Annotated in this window: 17 protein-coding genes; 15 read left to right on the top strand and 2 right to left on the bottom strand. The window is 54.9% G+C overall.

Annotated features, from left to right (window positions below):
• Positions 1–11 precede the first annotated feature (11 nt).
• The 14 genes from C7H08_RS10055 to C7H08_RS09990 all read left to right on the top strand — a co-directional run bounded on the left by C7H08_RS10055 (position 12) and on the right by C7H08_RS09990 (position 14,853).
• The gene (locus tag C7H08_RS10055; RefSeq protein WP_106671619.1) at positions 12–563 is read left to right on the top strand and encodes a sugar transferase; all 552 of its coding nucleotides are present in this window, start codon (positions 12–14) and stop codon (positions 561–563) included.
• A 66-nt stretch (positions 564–629) separates the two neighbouring features.
• A complete protein-coding gene (locus tag C7H08_RS10050; RefSeq protein ID WP_165793962.1) occupies positions 630–2,564 on the top strand; it encodes a polysaccharide biosynthesis protein in 1,935 nt (644 codons plus the stop codon).
• A 28-nt stretch (positions 2,565–2,592) separates the two neighbouring features.
• The gene (locus C7H08_RS10045) at positions 2,593–4,242 is read left to right on the top strand and encodes an MBL fold metallo-hydrolase (RefSeq protein ID WP_227663097.1); all 1,650 of its coding nucleotides are present in this window, start codon (positions 2,593–2,595) and stop codon (positions 4,240–4,242) included.
• An 89-nt stretch (positions 4,243–4,331) separates the two neighbouring features.
• Complete coding sequence (locus C7H08_RS10040) at positions 4,332–4,604, top strand: transcriptional regulator (RefSeq protein WP_106671617.1); 273 nt, start codon at positions 4,332–4,334, stop codon at positions 4,602–4,604.
• A 3-nt stretch (positions 4,605–4,607) separates the two neighbouring features.
• Complete coding sequence (locus tag C7H08_RS10035) at positions 4,608–5,312, top strand: type II toxin-antitoxin system HipA family toxin (RefSeq protein ID WP_106671616.1); 705 nt, start codon at positions 4,608–4,610, stop codon at positions 5,310–5,312.
• A gap of 69 nt (positions 5,313–5,381) precedes the next feature.
• The gene (tviB, locus tag C7H08_RS10030; RefSeq protein ID WP_106671615.1) at positions 5,382–6,644 is read left to right on the top strand and encodes a Vi polysaccharide biosynthesis UDP-N-acetylglucosamine C-6 dehydrogenase TviB; all 1,263 of its coding nucleotides are present in this window, start codon (positions 5,382–5,384) and stop codon (positions 6,642–6,644) included.
• Between the two features lie 119 nt (positions 6,645–6,763).
• Positions 6,764–7,006 carry a DUF4160 domain-containing protein gene (locus tag C7H08_RS10025; RefSeq protein WP_106671614.1) on the top strand — a complete coding sequence of 81 codons (243 nt, stop codon included), beginning with the start codon at positions 6,764–6,766 and terminating at the stop codon, positions 7,004–7,006.
• Positions 6,990–7,241 (top strand): DUF2442 domain-containing protein, encoded by a 252-nt coding sequence (locus C7H08_RS10020; protein WP_106671613.1) that lies wholly within the window; start codon positions 6,990–6,992, stop codon positions 7,239–7,241. Before C7H08_RS10025 ends, C7H08_RS10020 begins: the two co-directional genes overlap by 17 nt.
• Positions 7,242–7,457: 216 nt before the next feature.
• Entirely contained in the window at positions 7,458–7,826 is a 369-nt protein-coding gene (locus C7H08_RS10015; RefSeq protein WP_106671612.1) for a histone-like nucleoid-structuring protein, MvaT/MvaU family, read from the top strand.
• Between the two features lie 294 nt (positions 7,827–8,120).
• Positions 8,121–8,378: a helix-turn-helix domain-containing protein gene (locus C7H08_RS10010; protein ID WP_106671611.1), complete on the top strand. Its 258-nt coding sequence runs from the start codon at positions 8,121–8,123 to the stop codon at positions 8,376–8,378.
• A complete protein-coding gene (locus tag C7H08_RS10005) occupies positions 8,375–9,598 on the top strand; it encodes a type II toxin-antitoxin system HipA family toxin (RefSeq protein ID WP_106671610.1) in 1,224 nt (407 codons plus the stop codon). The genes C7H08_RS10010 and C7H08_RS10005 overlap by 4 nt, the downstream gene beginning before the upstream one ends.
• 115 nt (positions 9,599–9,713) lie before the next feature.
• The gene (locus C7H08_RS10000; RefSeq protein ID WP_165793952.1) at positions 9,714–10,829 is read left to right on the top strand and encodes a Fic family protein; all 1,116 of its coding nucleotides are present in this window, start codon (positions 9,714–9,716) and stop codon (positions 10,827–10,829) included.
• A 161-nt stretch (positions 10,830–10,990) separates the two neighbouring features.
• Positions 10,991–12,778, top strand: a complete 1,788-nt coding sequence (locus tag C7H08_RS09995; protein WP_106671608.1) for an alkaline phosphatase D family protein — start codon at positions 10,991–10,993, stop codon at positions 12,776–12,778.
• Positions 12,775–14,853, top strand: coding sequence for a metallophosphoesterase (locus C7H08_RS09990; RefSeq protein ID WP_106671607.1), 2,079 nt, complete (start codon positions 12,775–12,777; stop codon positions 14,851–14,853). Before C7H08_RS09995 ends, C7H08_RS09990 begins: the two co-directional genes overlap by 4 nt.
• A 60-nt stretch (positions 14,854–14,913) precedes the next feature.
• Here the strand turns inward: C7H08_RS09990 and C7H08_RS09985 are convergent, their stop codons facing one another.
• Positions 14,914–15,873: a GGDEF domain-containing protein gene (locus C7H08_RS09985; protein WP_106671606.1), complete on the bottom strand. Its 960-nt coding sequence runs from the start codon at positions 15,871–15,873 to the stop codon at positions 14,914–14,916.
• A gap of 2 nt (positions 15,874–15,875) precedes the next feature.
• Entirely contained in the window at positions 15,876–16,904 is a 1,029-nt protein-coding gene (locus tag C7H08_RS09980; RefSeq protein ID WP_106671605.1) for a response regulator, read from the bottom strand.
• A gap of 372 nt (positions 16,905–17,276) precedes the next feature.
• Between C7H08_RS09980 and C7H08_RS09975 the strand changes: the two genes are divergently transcribed.
• The gene (locus C7H08_RS09975; RefSeq protein WP_106671604.1) at positions 17,277–18,170 is read left to right on the top strand and encodes a hypothetical protein; all 894 of its coding nucleotides are present in this window, start codon (positions 17,277–17,279) and stop codon (positions 18,168–18,170) included.
• Positions 18,171–18,202 lie beyond the last annotated feature (32 nt).

Below are 18,202 nucleotides of genomic sequence, written 5' to 3'. Positions count from 1 at the left end.
GGGGTAATTGAGTGATCCGTATTCTCGATTTTTGTATTTCGTTATTTGGGCTGATACTGATTTTTCCGGTATTGGTTATTCTTGTTGTTATTGGTTTTTTTGACACCGGTTCACCAATTTTCACTCAACAACGGGTTGGCAGAAACAGGAAACCATTTATATTGGTGAAGTTCCGCACAATGAAGAAAGGTACGGCGTCTGTCGCAAGCCATATGGCGGATTCTGCTGACATCACGCCTTTTGGTCGTTTTCTTCGGCGTACGAAACTGGATGAGTTGCCACAGCTTTGGAATGTTCTTAAGGGTGAAATGAGCCTCGTTGGGCCACGTCCATGTTTATTTAATCAAGAAGAGCTGATTCGAGAAAGGGAATCGAGGGGAGTGCTGGAGGTGCGACCGGGTATAACCGGGTTAGCTCAGGTCAACAATATCGACATGTCCACACCGGAGCTACTAGCTGAAATGGATCAAAAGATGCTTAAATCTTTGAGTGTCTTTGACTATTTTCGGTATATTTTTATGACGGTGTCAGGAAAGGGTGCCGGTGACAGGGTGCGCCATTGATTGTTGTTGGAGTGATGACTTCGGACGGCATAAATTAAGGCAAGGGGCAGCGACTTGAAATCCACATTGATCAATAAAGTACTGGGTTTGCCCCGCCCTATAAAGCGGCTGATATCTGTTTTGACGGATTTTACGTTGCTGTCCTTTGCTGTGTGGTGCGCCTTTGCTTTGCGTTTTGAAAGCATGGCTTGGCTCCCATCAGAAAAGCAGCTTTGGGTATCAATGGCAACGGTATTGGTCACGATTGGCGCCTTCGTCAAGTTGGGGTTGTATCGTGCAGTTATTCGTTACCTGAGTGAACATGCTTTTTTGGCGATTATCGGCGGCGTAATTATCTCCAGTGTGGCACTCATTGTTTTCGGTTTTCTGTTCCAGACGCTGGTGCCTCGCTCTGTACCTGTAATCTACGGTGCGTTTGCTTTCCTTTTGGTGGCTGGAACTCGGTTTGCGGTTCGGGCAGTGGTTCGGTGGCGCGGTGACAAGGTCAAAGACGGCGTACTAATCGTTGGCGCCGGTATGAAGGGAATGCAGTTGGCATCTGCATTGGCGCAGGGCACCGAATACAGGCCTATTGGCTTTATTTCGATGGTTGACTCTAACCATAAGTCGCTGATCGGCAATCTGCCCGTATATTCTGTTGACCATATTGAAAAAGCAGTTCGTAAGCTCGGCGCTTCTCGCGTTCTACTTGCTCTTGAGGACTCGACGCCGGTAAACCGTAAAGCGTTAATGCGGGTCCTGGAGAGGCTTTCTGTTCCCGTTCAGACCGTTCCCTCCATGTCTGAACTGGTGGCCGGGCAGGCTCGGATCAACGATATTCGTGACCTGGAAATCGAGGACTTGTTGGGGCGTGATCCAGTGAGGCCAGATGCCGCCATTGTCGCTCAAGAGCTGTTTGGTAAGTCGGTGATGGTTACGGGTGCGGGCGGTTCCATTGGCTCCGAACTTTGCCGTCAGATTTTAAGGCACAAGCCCAAGGCTTTGGTTCTGTTTGAGCAATCGGAGTTTTCGCTTTATGCCATTGAGCGTGAATTGCAGTCCATCAATCAGATTGAAGGGTTGGAGGTATCGCTGCATGCCGTGCTAGGCAGTGTTACTCATCGCCGCCGGGGTGAAGCGGTGATGCGGGCGTTTGGTGTTCAAAGCGTCTATCACGCAGCGGCCTACAAGCATGTGCCTTTGGTTGAGCATAATGTGATTGAAGGCATTCAGAATAACGTGTTCGGCACCTGGCACACGGCCGAGGCGGCGATTGCGGCCGGTGTTGAGCGCTTTGTGTTGATTTCCACAGACAAAGCTGTGCGCCCGACCAATGTGATGGGTGCCAGCAAGCGTATGGCTGAGTTGGTACTGCAAGGTTTGGCGCAGCGCCAGAGCAAAACCGTTTTCTCGATGGTGCGCTTTGGCAATGTACTGGGTTCTTCTGGGTCTGTTGTACCACTGTTCCGCGACCAAATTCGTGACGGTGGCCCGATTACCGTTACCCACCCGGATATCATTCGTTACTTCATGACCATTCCGGAGGCCAGCCAGCTGGTGTTGCAGGCTGGGAGCATGGGGCAGGGCGGCGAGGTGTTTGTTCTGGATATGGGCGAGCCGGTAAAAATCGCCGATCTGGCCCGTAAGATGGTTCATCTGATGGGGTTGGCGGAGAAAGATCAAGAGCAGCCGGATGGTGACATCGAGATTATCTACACGGGGTTGCGCCCAGGTGAGAAGTTGTACGAGGAGTTGTTGATTGGTGACAACCCTCAGGGAACGTCACATCCCCGTATTATGATGGCGAGAGAAGTATCCATGCCGTGGACCCAGGTTGAGGACTTGCTGGGCAAGTTCGCCAGGGCGAGCCAGACTTTTGACTGTGGTTTGGTGATTGAACTGCTGAAAGAGGCGAAAACCGGTTATTCGCCGAACGATGAAATGTCTGACCTGGTTTGGTGCAGCGGCGGCCACGGGATGGGTGCCGAGGAATCGGGTGGTAAGGTTATTCGCCTTAATTGATTGTTTCCGGTAGAACAAGGATTGTTGCATGATAGATATTATTCATCATGGTGCTGTAGATGGTGTGACGGGCTCATGCCATGAACTCCGGTTGTTGCAGGCTATCAAGGGGTCTGACCCCTTGGGGTCAGACCCCACCCATAAGCCAGCGCCAGACTCCACCCAAGCTCAAGCTCGTGCCATTGGGGTCAGTCCCCAAGGGGGCAGACCCCGTCGCAAGCGCGTACCAAACCTCGGCATCCTCATAGACTGCGGCCTGTTCCAGGGCACCGAAGCCAAAACCCGCAGTACTGCCGAAGACCTGGCCATCGAATTCCCCATCAGCCACATCCGCGCTTTGGTGGTCACTCACGTGCACATCGACCACGTAGGCCGCATTCCCTACCTGCTCGCCGCCGGCTTCGACGGCCCCATCATCTGCTCCGAACCCTCCGCCATCATGCTTCCGGAAATCCTGGAAGACGCCCTGAAAATCGGCTTCACCCGTAACCGTGGCTTGATCAACCGGGTGCTGGATGTGATTCGCTCGCGCATTGTGCCGGTGCCTTATGGGCAATGGCATTCGGTGTTTGATGAGGGTGGCGCGAGCCTGAAGGTTCGCTTACAGAGGGCTGGGCATATTCTCGGCTCGGCTTATGTGGAATGTGATGCGGTGTCTGGTGCGGAGTCTGAGCGGATCGTATTCAGCGGCGATCTGGGCGCACCGCATTCGCCCCTGTTGCCGGAACCGTCGCCGCCCGAGCGGGCAGATCGCTTGGTGATTGAAAGCACCTACGGTGACAAGAACCACGAAGACCGTGAAACGAGGCGCTATCGTTTGAAAGCGGTGTTGGAGCACGCGCTGGAAGACGGCGGCACGGTGTTGATCCCGGCGTTCAGCATTGGCCGGACTCAGGAATTGTTGTATGAGATTGAGGGGCTGATTGCGGAGTTTGGTGATGAGGCTATTTTGCAGGCTGCAAAGGGGTCTGACCCCTTGGGGTCAGACCCCACCCTTCTGCCAGCGGCTGACTCTAGGCTTGGTGCGTTTGGGGTCAGTCCCCAAGGGGACAGACCCCGTAGCGGACCCCGTAGCAAGCCTCTCACCTGGCGCAACCTCGAAATCGTCGTCGACTCCCCCCTGGCCGCCGAATTCACCAGAATCTACCGCGACCTTAAGCCCTTCTGGGACGAAGAAGCCCGAGCCGTGGTCAGCTCTGGCCGCCACCCGCTTTCCTTCGAACAGCTCACCGTTATCAATTCCCACGAAGATCACCTCAACGCCGTAAATTATCTGGCCAAATCTCACCGCCCTTGCGTGGTTCTCGCAGGTTCCGGTATGTGCGCCGGCGGCAGGGTGGTAAATTATCTGAAAGCGATGCTGGGTGAAGCCCGTAATGACGTGCTGTTCGTCGGCTACCAGGCCGCCGGCACTCCCGGCCGGGACATTCTCACCTACGGCCCTCGCGGTGGCTGGGTAGAGCTGGATGGCGAACGGTATGACATCCGCGCCCAGGTACACACCGTCGGCGGCTACTCCGCCCACGCCGGGCAGGAAGATTTGCTGCGCTTTGTGGAAGGCATTCCCCAACCGCCCAGCGAGATCCGGATTGTGCATGGGGATGATGGGGCTAAGCGGGCGTTGCAGGGGAAGTTGCGTGATAGCCTGCCTGAGGCTGCTGTGGTGATACCGAACTAACAGATTTGGGGTCTGACCCCAACTATGAATAGATACTACTGTGTCCAATTTGATATAATTAACAGGTTTTTGGATATGAAGGTGTCTCTGTGAATCTAATTTCAGGGCGGGATGTACAGGTTGCTTTGTCGGCGTATGTGCAGGAGCGGCGGAAGACCTTGAAGTGGTCGCGGGCGGCGCTGGCGGAGCGCAGTACTGTGCCGGCACCCACCATCAAGAAGTTTGAAACCACGGGGCAGATTTCATTACGGCAGTTTTTGCTGTTGTGGCAGTGCGTGGATGATCTTCATCGGTTACAGGATTTGACGAGCGCGGAGCAAGAGCCTATGCCCCGTTCACTGGATGAGGTGCTTGCCCAGTGAGTTTTGCCCCTCGTTAAGTTTACCTCTGCCAATCTGCCGCTAGGCCATGAAGAAGGGCTGTGTGAAGCGGTTTATTTATCATTGGCAGAACGCGCGGGATTGCAGCCTCCCCGCTGGCAGCTTCTGCCGGCTCCCGAGGCATCGGGTGCCAGGGCCTGGTTAGCGGTTGAGCGATTTGACCGGGTGTGGCGCCCAGAGGATGTGCCCGGTTGCATTCATTTGCACAGTGCCTGCGGTTTGCTGGATGCGGACTTCCGGGCACCCAGCCTGGATTATGAGGATTTGATCAAAGCCAGTGGCCAGTTATGCCGTGGCGTTAACGCGGCGCAGCTGCAGTTTTTGCGCGCAGTGTTTAATTTGTTCGCGGTGAACCAGGACGATCACAGCAAGAACTGGGCGTTTCTGCAAAGCGATGGTGGTGATTGGCAGCCTGCACCATTCTATGACGTGACCTTCAGCCCCGGCCGGTTTGGCGAACACAGCACGGCTTACGCCGGGTTTGGCAAGAATCCGCCGTTGAAGGCCATGCAAAAGTTGGCCGCCGAAGCAGGCTTTGCCAGCTGGGAACAGGCGAGACAGGGAATAGATCGTGTACTGAATGCCTTGGCCGATTTTTCCGCCACGGCGAAGGCGCTTGGCGTGAGCGCTGAGACTACCCGGCTGATCCAGCAGCAGCTTGATCAAGCCTATCAGCAGAACATCAAATAGTGGGGTCAGACCCCCGCACATTTGACCGATCAAAATGTCTTGGGGTCTGACCCCAAAATGGGAGGATTAATGAAAAAGATTGCAGTGGTAGGTCTTGGCTATGTGGGTCTGCCTTTGGCAGCGGCCTTTGGCGGGAAGCGCGAGGTGGTCGGTTTTGATATCAACAGCAAGCGCATTGCCGAGCTTAAGGATGGCGTGGACTTTACCCGTGAGGTGTCTGCCGATGAGCTGGCGGAATCCAAGTTTATGTCGTTCACCGACTCTCTGGACGGCATCGCCGATTGTCAGATTTATATCGTGACGGTGCCCACGCCGATTGATGAATACAAAACCCCGGACCTGACGCCGTTGGTGAAGGCCAGTGAGAGCGTGGGCAAGGTGCTCAAGCGGGGCGATATCGTGATCTACGAATCCACCGTGTATCCGGGCGCCACGGAAGAGGTGTGTGTGCCGGTGCTGGAAAAGGTGTCTGGCCTGACGTTCAACCAGGACTTCTTCGCCGGTTACAGCCCGGAGCGGATCAATCCGGGTGACAAAGAGCACCGGGTGACGACGATCATGAAGGTGACGTCTGGCTCTACTCCGGAGATTGCCGAGGAAGTGGACGCCCTGTACGCCGATATCATTACCGCCGGCACCCATAAAGCCAGCTCGATTAAAGTGGCTGAGGCGGCAAAGGTTATTGAGAATACCCAGCGGGATTTGAATATTGCGCTGATGAATGAGCTGTCCATGATATTTGCGCGCCTGGGCATTGATACCCATGAAGTGTTGGCCGCCGCCGGTACCAAATGGAACTTCCTGCCATTCAAGCCTGGCCTGGTGGGCGGCCATTGTATTGGTGTGGATCCGTATTATCTGACCCATAAAGCGCAGGCGATTGGTTATAACCCGGAGATTATCCTGGCGGGGCGCCGGGTAAATGACAACATGGGGCCTTACGCTGCAGCCGCACTGGTTAAGGCGATGATCAAGAAGGGTCAGACGATTGCCACATCCCGGGTATTAGTTATGGGCTTTACCTTTAAAGAAAATTGCCCGGATTTGCGCAATACCCGTGTTATTGATGTGGTTAAAGAACTTGAAGACTTTGGCTGTAATGTCGATGTGACCGACTGCTGGGCTGATAATTCAGAAGCCGTGCATGAGTATGGTATTTCTCTGGTGCCAGAACCTGAAAAGGGTAAATACGATGCGGTATTGCTGGCCGTGCCACATCGGGAATACGCTCAGTTGTCGGCCCAGGAGTTGCGGGCGTTTGGTAACAGTAATGGTGTGTTATTTGATCTGAAAGGCGTGTTGCCGCTGGGGCAGGCTGATTTGCGGTTGTAATCAGTTCGTGGTTCGGTCTCCAAATCAATCAGCCTACAAAGGGGTCTGACCCTACGGGTCAGACCCCTTTGTAGGCGCCAATCACCAATCACCATCACTCCAAGGACGGAGAGAGTTTCATGCCCGTAGTATTTCGATATCAGGGTTTCAAGTTCTTTTTCTATTCAAATGAAGGGGAGCCGTTTGAACCTGCACACATTCACGTGCGCTCTGCCGGGAAAGAAGCCAAGTTTTGGCTGACTCCTGAGGTGGCTCTCGCAAGAAATGACGGTTTTGATGCTCGTACAATTCGGGTATTGTTGGAAGTAACAGAGCAAAACCGGAAGTGTTTGGAGGAGGCATGGCATGACTATTTCGCCTGAGAAAGTCTGGTTTGATGAGGATAATTTGTGGGTTCTTCTGTCTGATGGCAGAACCATCGGCGCACCGCTGGCCTGGTTTCCGAGACTCTTGCGCGCCTCAAAAGAGGAGCTGCAAGAGTTTGAGTTGAGTGTTCACGGCATTCATTGGGATAACCTGGACGAAGATATAAGCGTAAAAGGACTGCTTGCTGGCCGTGGAGATCAAACTCACCCAAAGCGTAATAGAGCTGCCTAATATTTAAACTTGGGGTCAGACCCCAAGGCATTTGGCCGCATGAAATGTCCGGGGGTCTGACCCCAAATAAAAAGCTGACAACATTGTCAGCTTTTTTTGTTTATCGACTTTAAATAATTTACTTTGCCAATTTGCGAATTGTTTATTATTATTGCGCCTGACTTTCAGTCATATTCAATTTTTAATTGAAGACCCAAAATATAAGGTTATATTTCCATGGCAAAGATTAACGATTACTACCAGAAAAAACAGCTTATGGAAAAGCTTACCGCAGAGCTTGAACAGCTTGAAAAAGACCAGGCCCTTAAAGGCGAGCTGGAATTTGAAAGCAAAGTTCGTGATTTAATGAAGCAGTATGACAAATCACCTAAAGATTTCCTGCAGATTCTGACGGCAATTGATCCTTCTATTTCAGGTGCAAAAGCGGATAGCTCAACAGGCACCCGCGCCAAGCGCCCGATGAAAACCTATACAAACCCGCACACCGGCGAAGTGGTTAAAACCCGCGGTGGCAATCACAAAACTCTGAATGAGTGGCGTGAGAAGCATGGCAAAGAAGCTGTGCAGAGCTGGCAGCAGGATTGATTGAATCGGGCCGCTGAATTAGCGGCCCGATTTGGTTTATGCACCTTGGTTTGAGTTGGTGCGTTTGGGGTCAGTCCCGTAGGGACAGACCCCGTAGCTGAGCTGGGTGCGGCTTAAAATTCGCAGGCTACAAAGGGGTCTGACCCCTCGGGGTCAGACTCCACCCTTCTGTCAGCGCCAGCCTCCAAAGCTATCTACTTCAGTTCCCCGCCCATTTCCGAAGCGCCCCCTCGCTAAATCGTGAATATACGCTACAATCTCTAAGATATTCGTCGAAATGTAGAGTATATCCACATGACCCTTATTGAACTCGGTCCCCATATCAGAAAAGAACGCAAACGCGCAGGCTTATCCATGCAGGCTTTGTCTGATATGGCGGGCGTTGACCGGACAACCCTGTCCAAACTGGAAAATCAGCACCTTCCGGAAATGGGTTATGCCAAGCTGGAACGGGTGCTCGCTGTTCTGGGGTTGGAGTTTTCGGTGCGTGCTATGGGGGGATTACCTACGTTAAAAGACCTTCAGAGAGATAATGAACGGGGGTTGGAATGACTTCTGTTCGCCGGGCACGGGTAGAGGTGTCCGGTGACGTTGTGGGTGATTTGTCTTCGCCGGAACGGCCGGAGCCATCGGTGTTTGTGTATCGGGAAGGTGTGCCCGAACGGTCAGCGGTGTCGGTGACCATGCCGGTGAGTGAGGCGTCTTATGCTTTTGACGGTGTGCATCCGATCTTTGCCCAGAATCTGCCAGAGGGCTATTTAGGCGACATCATCAGAAAGCATGTCGCCAAGCTCTACGGCTCCGGGGATTTGACGGTGCTGGCAGCATTGGGTCGGCACCAGGTTGGTCGAGTGGTCGTTACGGCTGACGATTTTTCAGGGGAGGGTGATGAGCACGAGGGCGAATCGTTGGGCGGGTTGCTGGCTGCCAAAGACGACGCGTTGTTTGAGGAGCTCGTAGACAAGTACGCGCTTCGTTCTGGTGTTTCTGGAGTGCAACCGAAAGTTTTGGTGCCGGCCTTTATCTCTGAAAAATCGACGCTTCGCACTGAGGGCTACATTGTAAAGACCTGGGGCGATGACTACCCGCAATTGGCAGCCAATGAGTATTTTTGCATGAGTCTGGCCCGGGAGTTCGGGTTATCGGTACCGGACTTCTATCTTTCTGATAATGGCCGGTTGTTCATCATGTCTCGTTTTGACCGGCGGCCGGATGGTTCGTGGTTGGGTTTCGAAGATGCCTGTGTTCTGCAAGGATTGCTGCCTGAGGATAAATATACTGGTAGTTATGAGAAGCTGGCTAAAACGTTATCGCTATTTCTCTCCCCGCAACACCGCCGGGAAGGGCTGCGCTCGCTATTCAGGTCTGTACTGCTCTCATGGGCCGTGCGCAATGGCGATGCTCATCTGAAGAACTTTGGCATGTTGTATTGTGAGCCGTTTGGAGAACGCTGGTTGGCACCCACCTACGACATTGTTTCGACCACTCCCTACCTGAAGCGTGATGTGCCCGCGCTTACCCTGGCTGGCCGGAAAGTATGGTGGCCTTTGAGTTACTTGAAAAACTTCGCCCGCCAATCCTGCGGCCTGACAATGGGTGAGGTAAGCACAGATCTTGAGTTATTAGCGCAAAAACTCACTGAGATTGCTGACCAGATAGACTCATACACAACCAAGACACGTGCCTTCAGTCAGGTAGGCGCAGCCATGTCCCAAACCTTCCGCGAAAGCGGCCACGAAATCACGTTTGGGGTCAGACCCCAAGACATTTAGCCTCATCAAATGTCCGGGGGTCTGACCCCAAGAACTGTTGAGCCGATAGAGCGCTTCCTTCGGCTCAATAAATCTCATAATATGAGCCGATAAACTTATTTCAATGGCTCACGCAATGCATACCTGGGAACTGAAAGACTGGCCGCACTTTCGCTTTGATCATGCGGCAGCGGATTTTTGGACGCAGAAAGCGCAAGCAGCCTCACAGAGAATTCTGGGAGCGATGGCAGTTGTTCCGGAGGATCTCGGAAGCGAAGCAAGGCTGGATCTTCTGGTGAGTGCTGCCATTGAGACCAGCGCCATCGAGGGTGAGGCGCTCAATCACGAAGATGTGCGCAGTTCCATCAAGAATCATTTCCTGAAACCGGATGAGAAGGTTGCGGTGCATGACCCGGTCGCAGCGGGTATCTCGGCAGTCATTCTTGAGGTGATGGACCTTTATGGTGAAGCTTTAACGGAGCAGCGGCTGCACCATTGGAACAAGTTGGTTCTCCCTGAAGCTGGTTTAAGTCCGTTTTCGAATGCGCGAACAACGGCTGGGCAGTGGCGCACGCACTCAGATGCTATGCAGATTGTTTCTGGCCCCGTGCACAATCCTACCGTTCACTTCGAGGCTCCACCATCGGCACGAGTGCCGACGGAAATGAAGGTGTTTCTCGATTGGTTCAATAACGATTCACTACAGTTGCCGGGTGTGGCCCGTGCTGCAATTGCTCATCTCTGGTTTGAAACTATCCATCCTTATGAAGATGGTAATGGCAGGGTAGGCCGGGCGATTGCCGATGTGGCCGTTTCTCAGATGTTAGAGCAGCCGTTGATGATGAGTTTGGCGACGGTTTTAAGTAAGCATCGGAAAGCTTACTACCAGCAACTGAATACAGCGTCAAAAGAGACTCTGGATGTAACGCCGTGGGTGAACTGGTTTGGTGAGCGGGTTGTTGAGGCTTTGGACGGCAGTATCCAGGTTATCCAGTATGTGGTTAGAAAAGCCCGCTTCTGGGATTCGCTGAACAACCGTGATCTGAACGACAGACAGTTGAAGCTGATTCGCAAAATGCTCGGGCACGATGCTCCAGGTTTTGAAGGCGGAATTAACGCAAAGAAGTACCAGAACCTGGCCCGTTGCTCGAAAGCCACCGCTACCCGCGACCTTCAGAACCTGGTCGCGCAAGGTGTGCTTGCTCCCATCCAAAGCAAGGGGCGCTACGCCCGCTATCAACTGACTCTATAATTTGGGGTCAGACCCCAAGACATTTGACTGCACCAAATGTCCGGGGGTCTGACCCCAAAAATTTTTTTGTAATATTGTGCGGCATAGAATATGTTATGCAATAAAAATGCAACGATCGCTCTATAAAATCCTGGTCTGAATACAGCTTCTGGGTGAAAACAATGAAACGTCGATCTTTCCTCGCATCGTCGCTGGCGCTGCCGGCTTTCTCTTTGGTGGGGTGTGGTGATTCTGGTTCTTCGGTGGAGTTGCCTGCCGGGCCGGGCCCCGGCCCCGGGCGTAACGGGCAGCCTGGTAATGAGCCGGTGGGGTTCTTTGAACATGGTGTTGCCTCCGGAGACCCGTTGGATGACCGGGTGATTCTCTGGACCAGGGTGACGCCGGAGCTGCCCACCGAAACCTCTCTGCCCGTGCAGCTGCTGGTGAGCCGTGCTCCAGACCTTTCGCAGCCTAAGCTGTTTGCGGCAACCGCAGACGCAAGCTCCGATTTTTGTGTGAAGGTGGATGCCACAGGCCTGGCCAGCGATGCCTGGTATTACTATGCCTTTCGCTGTGGCCCCAATGTGTCGCCTGTCGGACGTACCCGAACCTTTCCAAAGCCTGATCAACGGGTAGGGCGGGTTCGTTTTGCGACGGTCTCTTGTTCCAATCTGCCGTACGGGCACTTTTCCGTCTACAACGCCTTGGCGAAGGTGGATGAGCGGGATCTGGATTTCGTGCTGCACTTGGGGGACTACCTCTATGAATACGAACCAGGCAATTACGATGACCCGGCAGCCGTGCCTAACCGGGTACACACGCCCGCCAACGAGATCATTTCACTGTCTGATTACCGGGTGCGCCATGGTCAGTACAAGCAGGATCCGGACTTGCAGGCGGTGCACCAGCAGTACCCGATGATCTGCATCTGGGACGATCACGAAATTGCCAACGACGCCTTTAAAGATGGCGCTGAGAACCATCAGCCGGAAACCGAAGGCGACTGGGAAACACGCAAGGCCAATGCCGTTAAGGCCTACTTTGAGTGGATGCCCGTCAGAGCTTTTGATGAAGACAGCATGCGCCTGTGGCGCCGGTTTCGTTATGGCGATCTGATGGATTTGTGGATGCTGGATACCCGCATTGAAGGCCGGGATGCTCAGGCGTCGCTGCCTTTCGGTCCGGAGCGGACAGACCCCGACCGGCGGCTGATCAGTGACACCCAGATGAATTGGCTCACCGACGGCCTGAAAACGTCGACCAGTGTCTGGAAGATGATTGGTCAGCAGGTGATGTTCGCGCAACTGAACCTGGCCGAGTTGCCCCAGCCTGAGCTGATTTCGGACCAATTGCCCTACGGCACTACCCAGCAGGGGCTGAATATGGACCAGTGGGACGGCTATACCGCAAGCCGCACTCGCATTCTGGATGCCATCGAAGACAACGCTGTTGAAAACGTGGTGGTGTTTACCGGCGATATCCATACCTCCTGGGCCAATGAAATCTACCGTAACCCGGCGTCTCTGGTGGGCGATCTGTTTGCTCAAAATGCCCTGGCAGTTGAATTTGTTTGCCCTGCGGTGACGTCACCGGGGTTTCCCGCCGGCCTTGCCGAGCTTGCGGCGGTGGCGGTGCGCACCACCAATCCCCATGTGAAATACGCAGAGCTGCAAACGCGGGGCTTCATTCTGATGGACGTGGACCGGTTTGGCGCTCAGGCAGAGTTCCATTATGTGGCGTCGATCGCAGATGAAAGCCGTAAGGGTGAGCTTGATGCGGGTAAGCGCAAGCTGGTGAAGGTGGCCGCGAAACAACCGGGTGAACGGTATCGGCTGATCACCCATAACCTGACCCCGTCACGTCCCAGAACGGTCCAAACCAGCCTGCTGGCGCCCGCGGCAAGTGAGCGCCACCAACAGAAATTGGCTGCTGTGCTCGCGGCCGCTCAGTCAATGGAGTCTTTGGTATGAACGTTCGGTTCAAGTTGTTAGCACTGGTGATTTTACCGCTCACTCTGGCTGCCTGTGGTGGTTCCGGAGAAGATGACAGCTCGCTGCCACCTTCCACGGGTGAGCCGGATGTCAGCACGCCCAGTGATAGTGAGGGTGCGCCCACCGTGGCGGCCACTCAGTTCATCGCGATGGGGGATTCGGGCTCGGGAAGCGCCGGTCAATACGCGGTGGGTGAAGCCATGGCGCAGGTGTGCGCGCTTAAGGCGATCGATACCGGCCCTTGTGAATTTGTGTTGGGCTTTGGCGACAACATTTATGAGGATGGCGCCACGTCGGTGGATGACGTTCAGTTTATCGATAAGTTCGAAAAACCGTTTGAGCCGATGGGAGACACGCCGTTTTATATGGTGCTGGGAAATCACGACAATACCGGGTATGTCGGCGGCGACGGCGCGAACAACAGCCGGGGCGATGTGCAGGTGGATTACCACTACGAGGGCAATAGCCCGAGATGGCGAATGCCGGCCCGTTACTATGCCTTCAACAGCGCGGAGATACCCACCGCGTTGATGCCCAGAACGCGGGATGGGAAGCCCCTGTTGACGGTGGTATCCATGGATTCCAATCCGATAGCGTCGCTGGTGGCTGATGCCGACTCCCGCTTTACCTGGCAAAACTATGGTATGACCCAGCTGCTGTGGGCGCAGAGCGAGCTGATTTCGTCTCAGGCATTGTTCAACGTCGCCATGGCCCATCATCCCTATCTGTCCAACGGTTTGCATGGCAACGCGGGCAATTACGACTTCATTCCCTCTTACATTCTGCCGGTGATCTCTGGCCAGCGGTGGAAAGATTTTCTGGAAGAGGGGGTGTGCGACTACGCGGATTTCATCATGACCGGTCACGACCACGATCTTCAGCTTTTGGAGCCGGTAGACAGTTGTGGCCGTACCCGCTTTGTGGTCAGCGGTGCTGCGGGAAAAACCCGCTCTTTGCAGGATGAACAGCGTAATCAGGCCATGTACCAGGCTGGTGACACCTACGGTTTTTTCTGGGTTAACGCCATGGAAAGCAACCCGGTAACGGGGCAGCCGGCACAGATGTGCTTTGAAGTTTACACCGTCGACCCCGAGCTTGAGGGGTTGGGTGTGGTGAATGGGAGTGGCGGGTTAACGCCGGCCCACAGCCAGTGCCTCGAGAAAGTGGCACCCTTGAATATCGCGCGGGGCAAGGATTTTTCTGGGTCGCCGGTATCGATGCCGGTACCGTTGACCGCCGGCTCGGGCTTTAACAGTGCTTTCACGGGCCCGCTGGAATTGTTCCGGGAGGAGCTGGTCAGTGGTCTGAACACGTTGAATATGTCGAACCCGAACGCTGAGACACAACAGGCGGTTGCCCAGTTGATTAATGGGCTGGATACCTTGCTGGTGACGCTGGATGCGGCGGCATCGTCAGTAACGGAGGCGGGCTCACCGGACGACGTGGCCCAGGCAACCTTTGCGGTGCAAGCGGCAGCGGAGCGACTGCAGGCTATCGACACTGCAGGCCTGCCCGCACCGTTTGATCGTCTGGGCGCTGCCTTTGAGGCGTTCGGTGCAGGCTTTGGCGGAGAGGGGGGTGAACACTCCGGACAAGGGTTGTCACAGGATACGGCATTTTTGTTGGGCCCGGTGGTCCAGTTGGTGATCAATCTGGAGAACATTCTGGACGCAACCGATCAGCAAGCGGAGCCGGTGCCGGTGTTAAGCGGTGTCACTAGCCTTCTGGCCACCACCTTGCGCGGTGTTGGGGGCACTCTGGAGCAGGTTGCGGCGCTGGACAGTTCTGCTGCATCCGATGCCCTGATCGGAGCCATCAACTCGGCGCTGAATACGCTGGTTCTGGAGGTGCTGTTGCTGGAACAGGCACCGGAGCCCATCAATCAGAACGCCACTTTGCCCACCAACTTCTTATCAGATGCCCTGGCGACCGTCATGCGCGAGGTGACCGAGCAGCTCGATCGCCATGTGTTGACCACCGCCGATGGCCTGCTCGGTCGACTGCTGGCCCCAATCACCGGGGCAATCACCAGTTTGATCGACCGCCTGTTCTAAAGTGGGGTCAGACCCCAAGACATTTGGCCGCACCAAATGTCCGGGGGTCTGACCCCAATCCTATTTCCCCACCACCACCCGATTCCGCCCGGTCTCTTTAGCCTGATACAACGCCTCATCGGCCTTCTGCATCCACTGCATATAATTTTCTGGCTCGCCGCTCAGTTGGGCGATGCCCATGCTGACGGTGTACTGAATCTCATCCCCGGTGCTGGTGGTGACGATGGACTTCTCGATGGCGTCGCGGATGCGTTCGCAGATGATGCGGGCGTTTTCGGCGTCGGTTTCTGGCAGGATAATGCCGAATTCTTCACCGCCGTAGCGGCCGGCGCTGTCGGATTGGCGCACGCTGCTGCGGGTAATCTGTGCGGTGTGGCGGATGACTTCGTCGCCGGCGAGGTGGCCGTAGGTGTCGTTGACCGGTTTGAAGTGGTCGATATCGAACATCACCAGGCTGGTGGCCTGGCCGTAGCGGCGGTAGCGCTCGAATTCGGCGTCGACCAGGTTTTCCCAGGTGCCGCGGTTGAGCAGGCCGGTGAGGCGGTCGGTCATGCTCAGTTTGGCGAGTTTTTCATTGGCGCGTTCCAGGGCGCGTTTGCTGCTGGCGAATTCGGTGACGTCGTAGATCAGCAGGCACACTTTGTTGACTTCACCGTTGGTGTTGGTGAGCGGGCTGATGGTGAGGTTCTGGAACATGAATTCTTCGGTGCCGGTGATCGGCCGGGTGTTGCGGAACTGGAACAGGTAAGGGCGCTGCTCCCACGAGGTAAAGGCCCGGGTGTTGAGCATGGCCACGGCATCGACTTTGCGGGTCAGCCAGGCTTTGGGGATGTCCGGGAAGGCGTTAAACAGTACCTGATCGCGGATCTGGCTGGCGGTGATGCCGCTGTGATTTTCCATAAAGCCGTTCCACGCCTGCACACGGAAATCGAGATCCAGCACCACCAGGCCAACCTCGACCGATTCCAGCATGTCTACCAGCCAGTGAAAGGCGTCTGCTTCCGGGTTCTGAAAAGCCATGGTTAATCCACCAGGTATTCGAGACGTTTTTCGAGAAAGGGCACGGAGTCTTCCGTGAACAGAATCAGCATATCGCAATGGATGTCGCGGTTTTCGATGGCGTAGCTGATTTCAATGCACAGCAACTGTTCTTCCCGCCGGCTGTGGTGTTCCAGCAGTTCATTGATCGGGCGATGTTGGCCGAGCACGGTGGGGTGGCCCAGGCCCAGTTTCAGGTCCAGTTGGTCGCCAATGCCGTTGAGGAAGGCACCGAACAGGATGCTGGACATGTCCATCAACACTTCTACGTTGACCGCTTCGCCTTCCAGAACGTCGTAATGCAGCAGTTCCGCCATTTGCTGGAAGCTGGCGTCTTCAAACAGCAGCAGCGCCTCGCCTGCCATGCCGGCGCCGGTGAAGCCCTGGCACACGGCGGAGTAGTCGTCTTCCCGCTGGGCGGCTGAGATGGCCATGTGCAGCTCGGAGTTGGCGATAAAGGCGACTTTCGGGATGGGTTGTTTGACGAACACTTTGAGCAGGCGGGCGAGAAGATCGGAAGAACGACCCATGGCCACGTTGGCGATTTCCTGCAGGTAGTCGTTCAGGCTGACCGAGATTTCCGGGGCTTTGGTGTTTTTGCTTTTCAGGCTGGCATCTTGCAAAGCCGCATGTTCAAGCTCGCCCGGGCGGTAAAAACCATACTCTTCAAGCAGATCGGTAACCATACCGGTGTCGGTCGGTTTTTTAATGAAATCGATGGCGCCCAGCTTGCGCACCCGCTCGCGGGCTTCTGGCTGGATATCACCAGACACCACGATAGTGAGCACCGGCAGATCTTCTTTGCGGATATGCTCCAGAACCCCATAGCCGTCCATTTCCGGCATGTTCAGGTCGAGAAAGAGCAGGTCAGCCTTGCCCTCACGCAGAATCTGCAGGGCTTCTTCCCCGTTGGTGGCGAACAGGATGTCGTCCGCCAGGCCGGCCGGCAGGGCCCGGGCCATTTGCTTGCGGGCGAGTGCGGAGTCGTCGCAAATCAGGATGTGGGTGGTCATTGGGTGCCATCTGGAACCGTTGGTAAAGTCGGTTAGTATATCAGGCCTCAAAGATGTGTACACGTGAGCTACATCAGTGGTTTCCGATGCGATTGTCATCAGCGTTCGTGGGCCTTTTATGCTTAATGAACAGTGTAAACCTGTGATTGCCATCATGCTTGAACATTAAATGACGTTTGCGTAATGGCTGAATGTGATGTTACTCACGCAATGTACGCAAGGTGCTCGGCTATAGTCTGCTGGCGGTCGAAATGAAACATAACGTTACAAAGAATAACGTGGCCGCATGCCAGCACCGAAAAACATAATAAACGGGCGGCATGGAGTCTGGCGTCGGAAGCCGACTCACTAAAACAATCAGAGACACTTATTATGACCAAGCAAGCGTACGGATACGCTGCCCTTGCCATGTTCTGCCTGGGTATTTCGCCCGTTGCCCAGGCCGATCTCAAGCCCATTTCTGAAAATGCGATGGGTGAGGTGACCGGGCAGGCCTTTATGCAGGTAGAAAACATTGCCGGCGAAAACCATGACTTTACCCGGATGACCCTGGGTATGGATGTGGAAACGCGGGTGAACGTAGACAATATCCAGGTCGGCCAGATTGATGGCGGTGCTGACTTTACGGCCAGTCACCTGGCGCTGGGCCACATCGCCCGTGCCGATGGTGACGTGTTCAATGGTCGCACCTATAACGAAGGTGAAGTGATTCCGTTCGAAGCCCGGCGGCCTTACATTGAACTGGCGGAAGACGCTGGCGGCCTGGCCGGATTTCGCATGGGCTTTCAGCAGGCTCGCGGTTCGGTGTCATCTAGCACCACCAGTTTCAGCGGCAACATTGCCGGGCTCAAGATTCGGGAAGAGGGCTCGGGAACCGTTTACGACACCACCCTGTTTGCGGGGGAGGGCGAAACGGCCACCCACTTCCGGGCATCTCACATTGGTCTTGCGCCTACGGGCAATGAGCCGGTTTCCTGTGTTTCCGGGGTGAACTGCGCGCCGTTGACCAATCTTAGATCCATCATTATTGGCGATGAGGGTGCTGGCGAGGGTGAGGTGGCCTTCACCGACGGTTTCTTCATCGGTTTCCAGCGTGACGGCGATGTCAGCTGGGAAAGCCTGGATGGCACCAACACCCTCAACGTGGGTAAGGGCGTGTTCATTAACCTGCCCACCAACATGACGCTGGATCTCAGCCAGTTGACCGGTGACGGCGTGGACCGCTTGCGCACCCATCAGGTGGATATGGGGACGAAGTTGTTTTGATTTTTGGTAGACTCCTGCTCTTGATCCCTTTG

This window comes from Marinobacter halophilus (assembly GCF_003007685.1).
Taxonomy (GTDB): domain Bacteria; phylum Pseudomonadota; class Gammaproteobacteria; order Pseudomonadales; family Oleiphilaceae; genus Marinobacter; species Marinobacter halophilus.
This window is presented reverse-complemented; position numbering and strand designations above follow the sequence as displayed.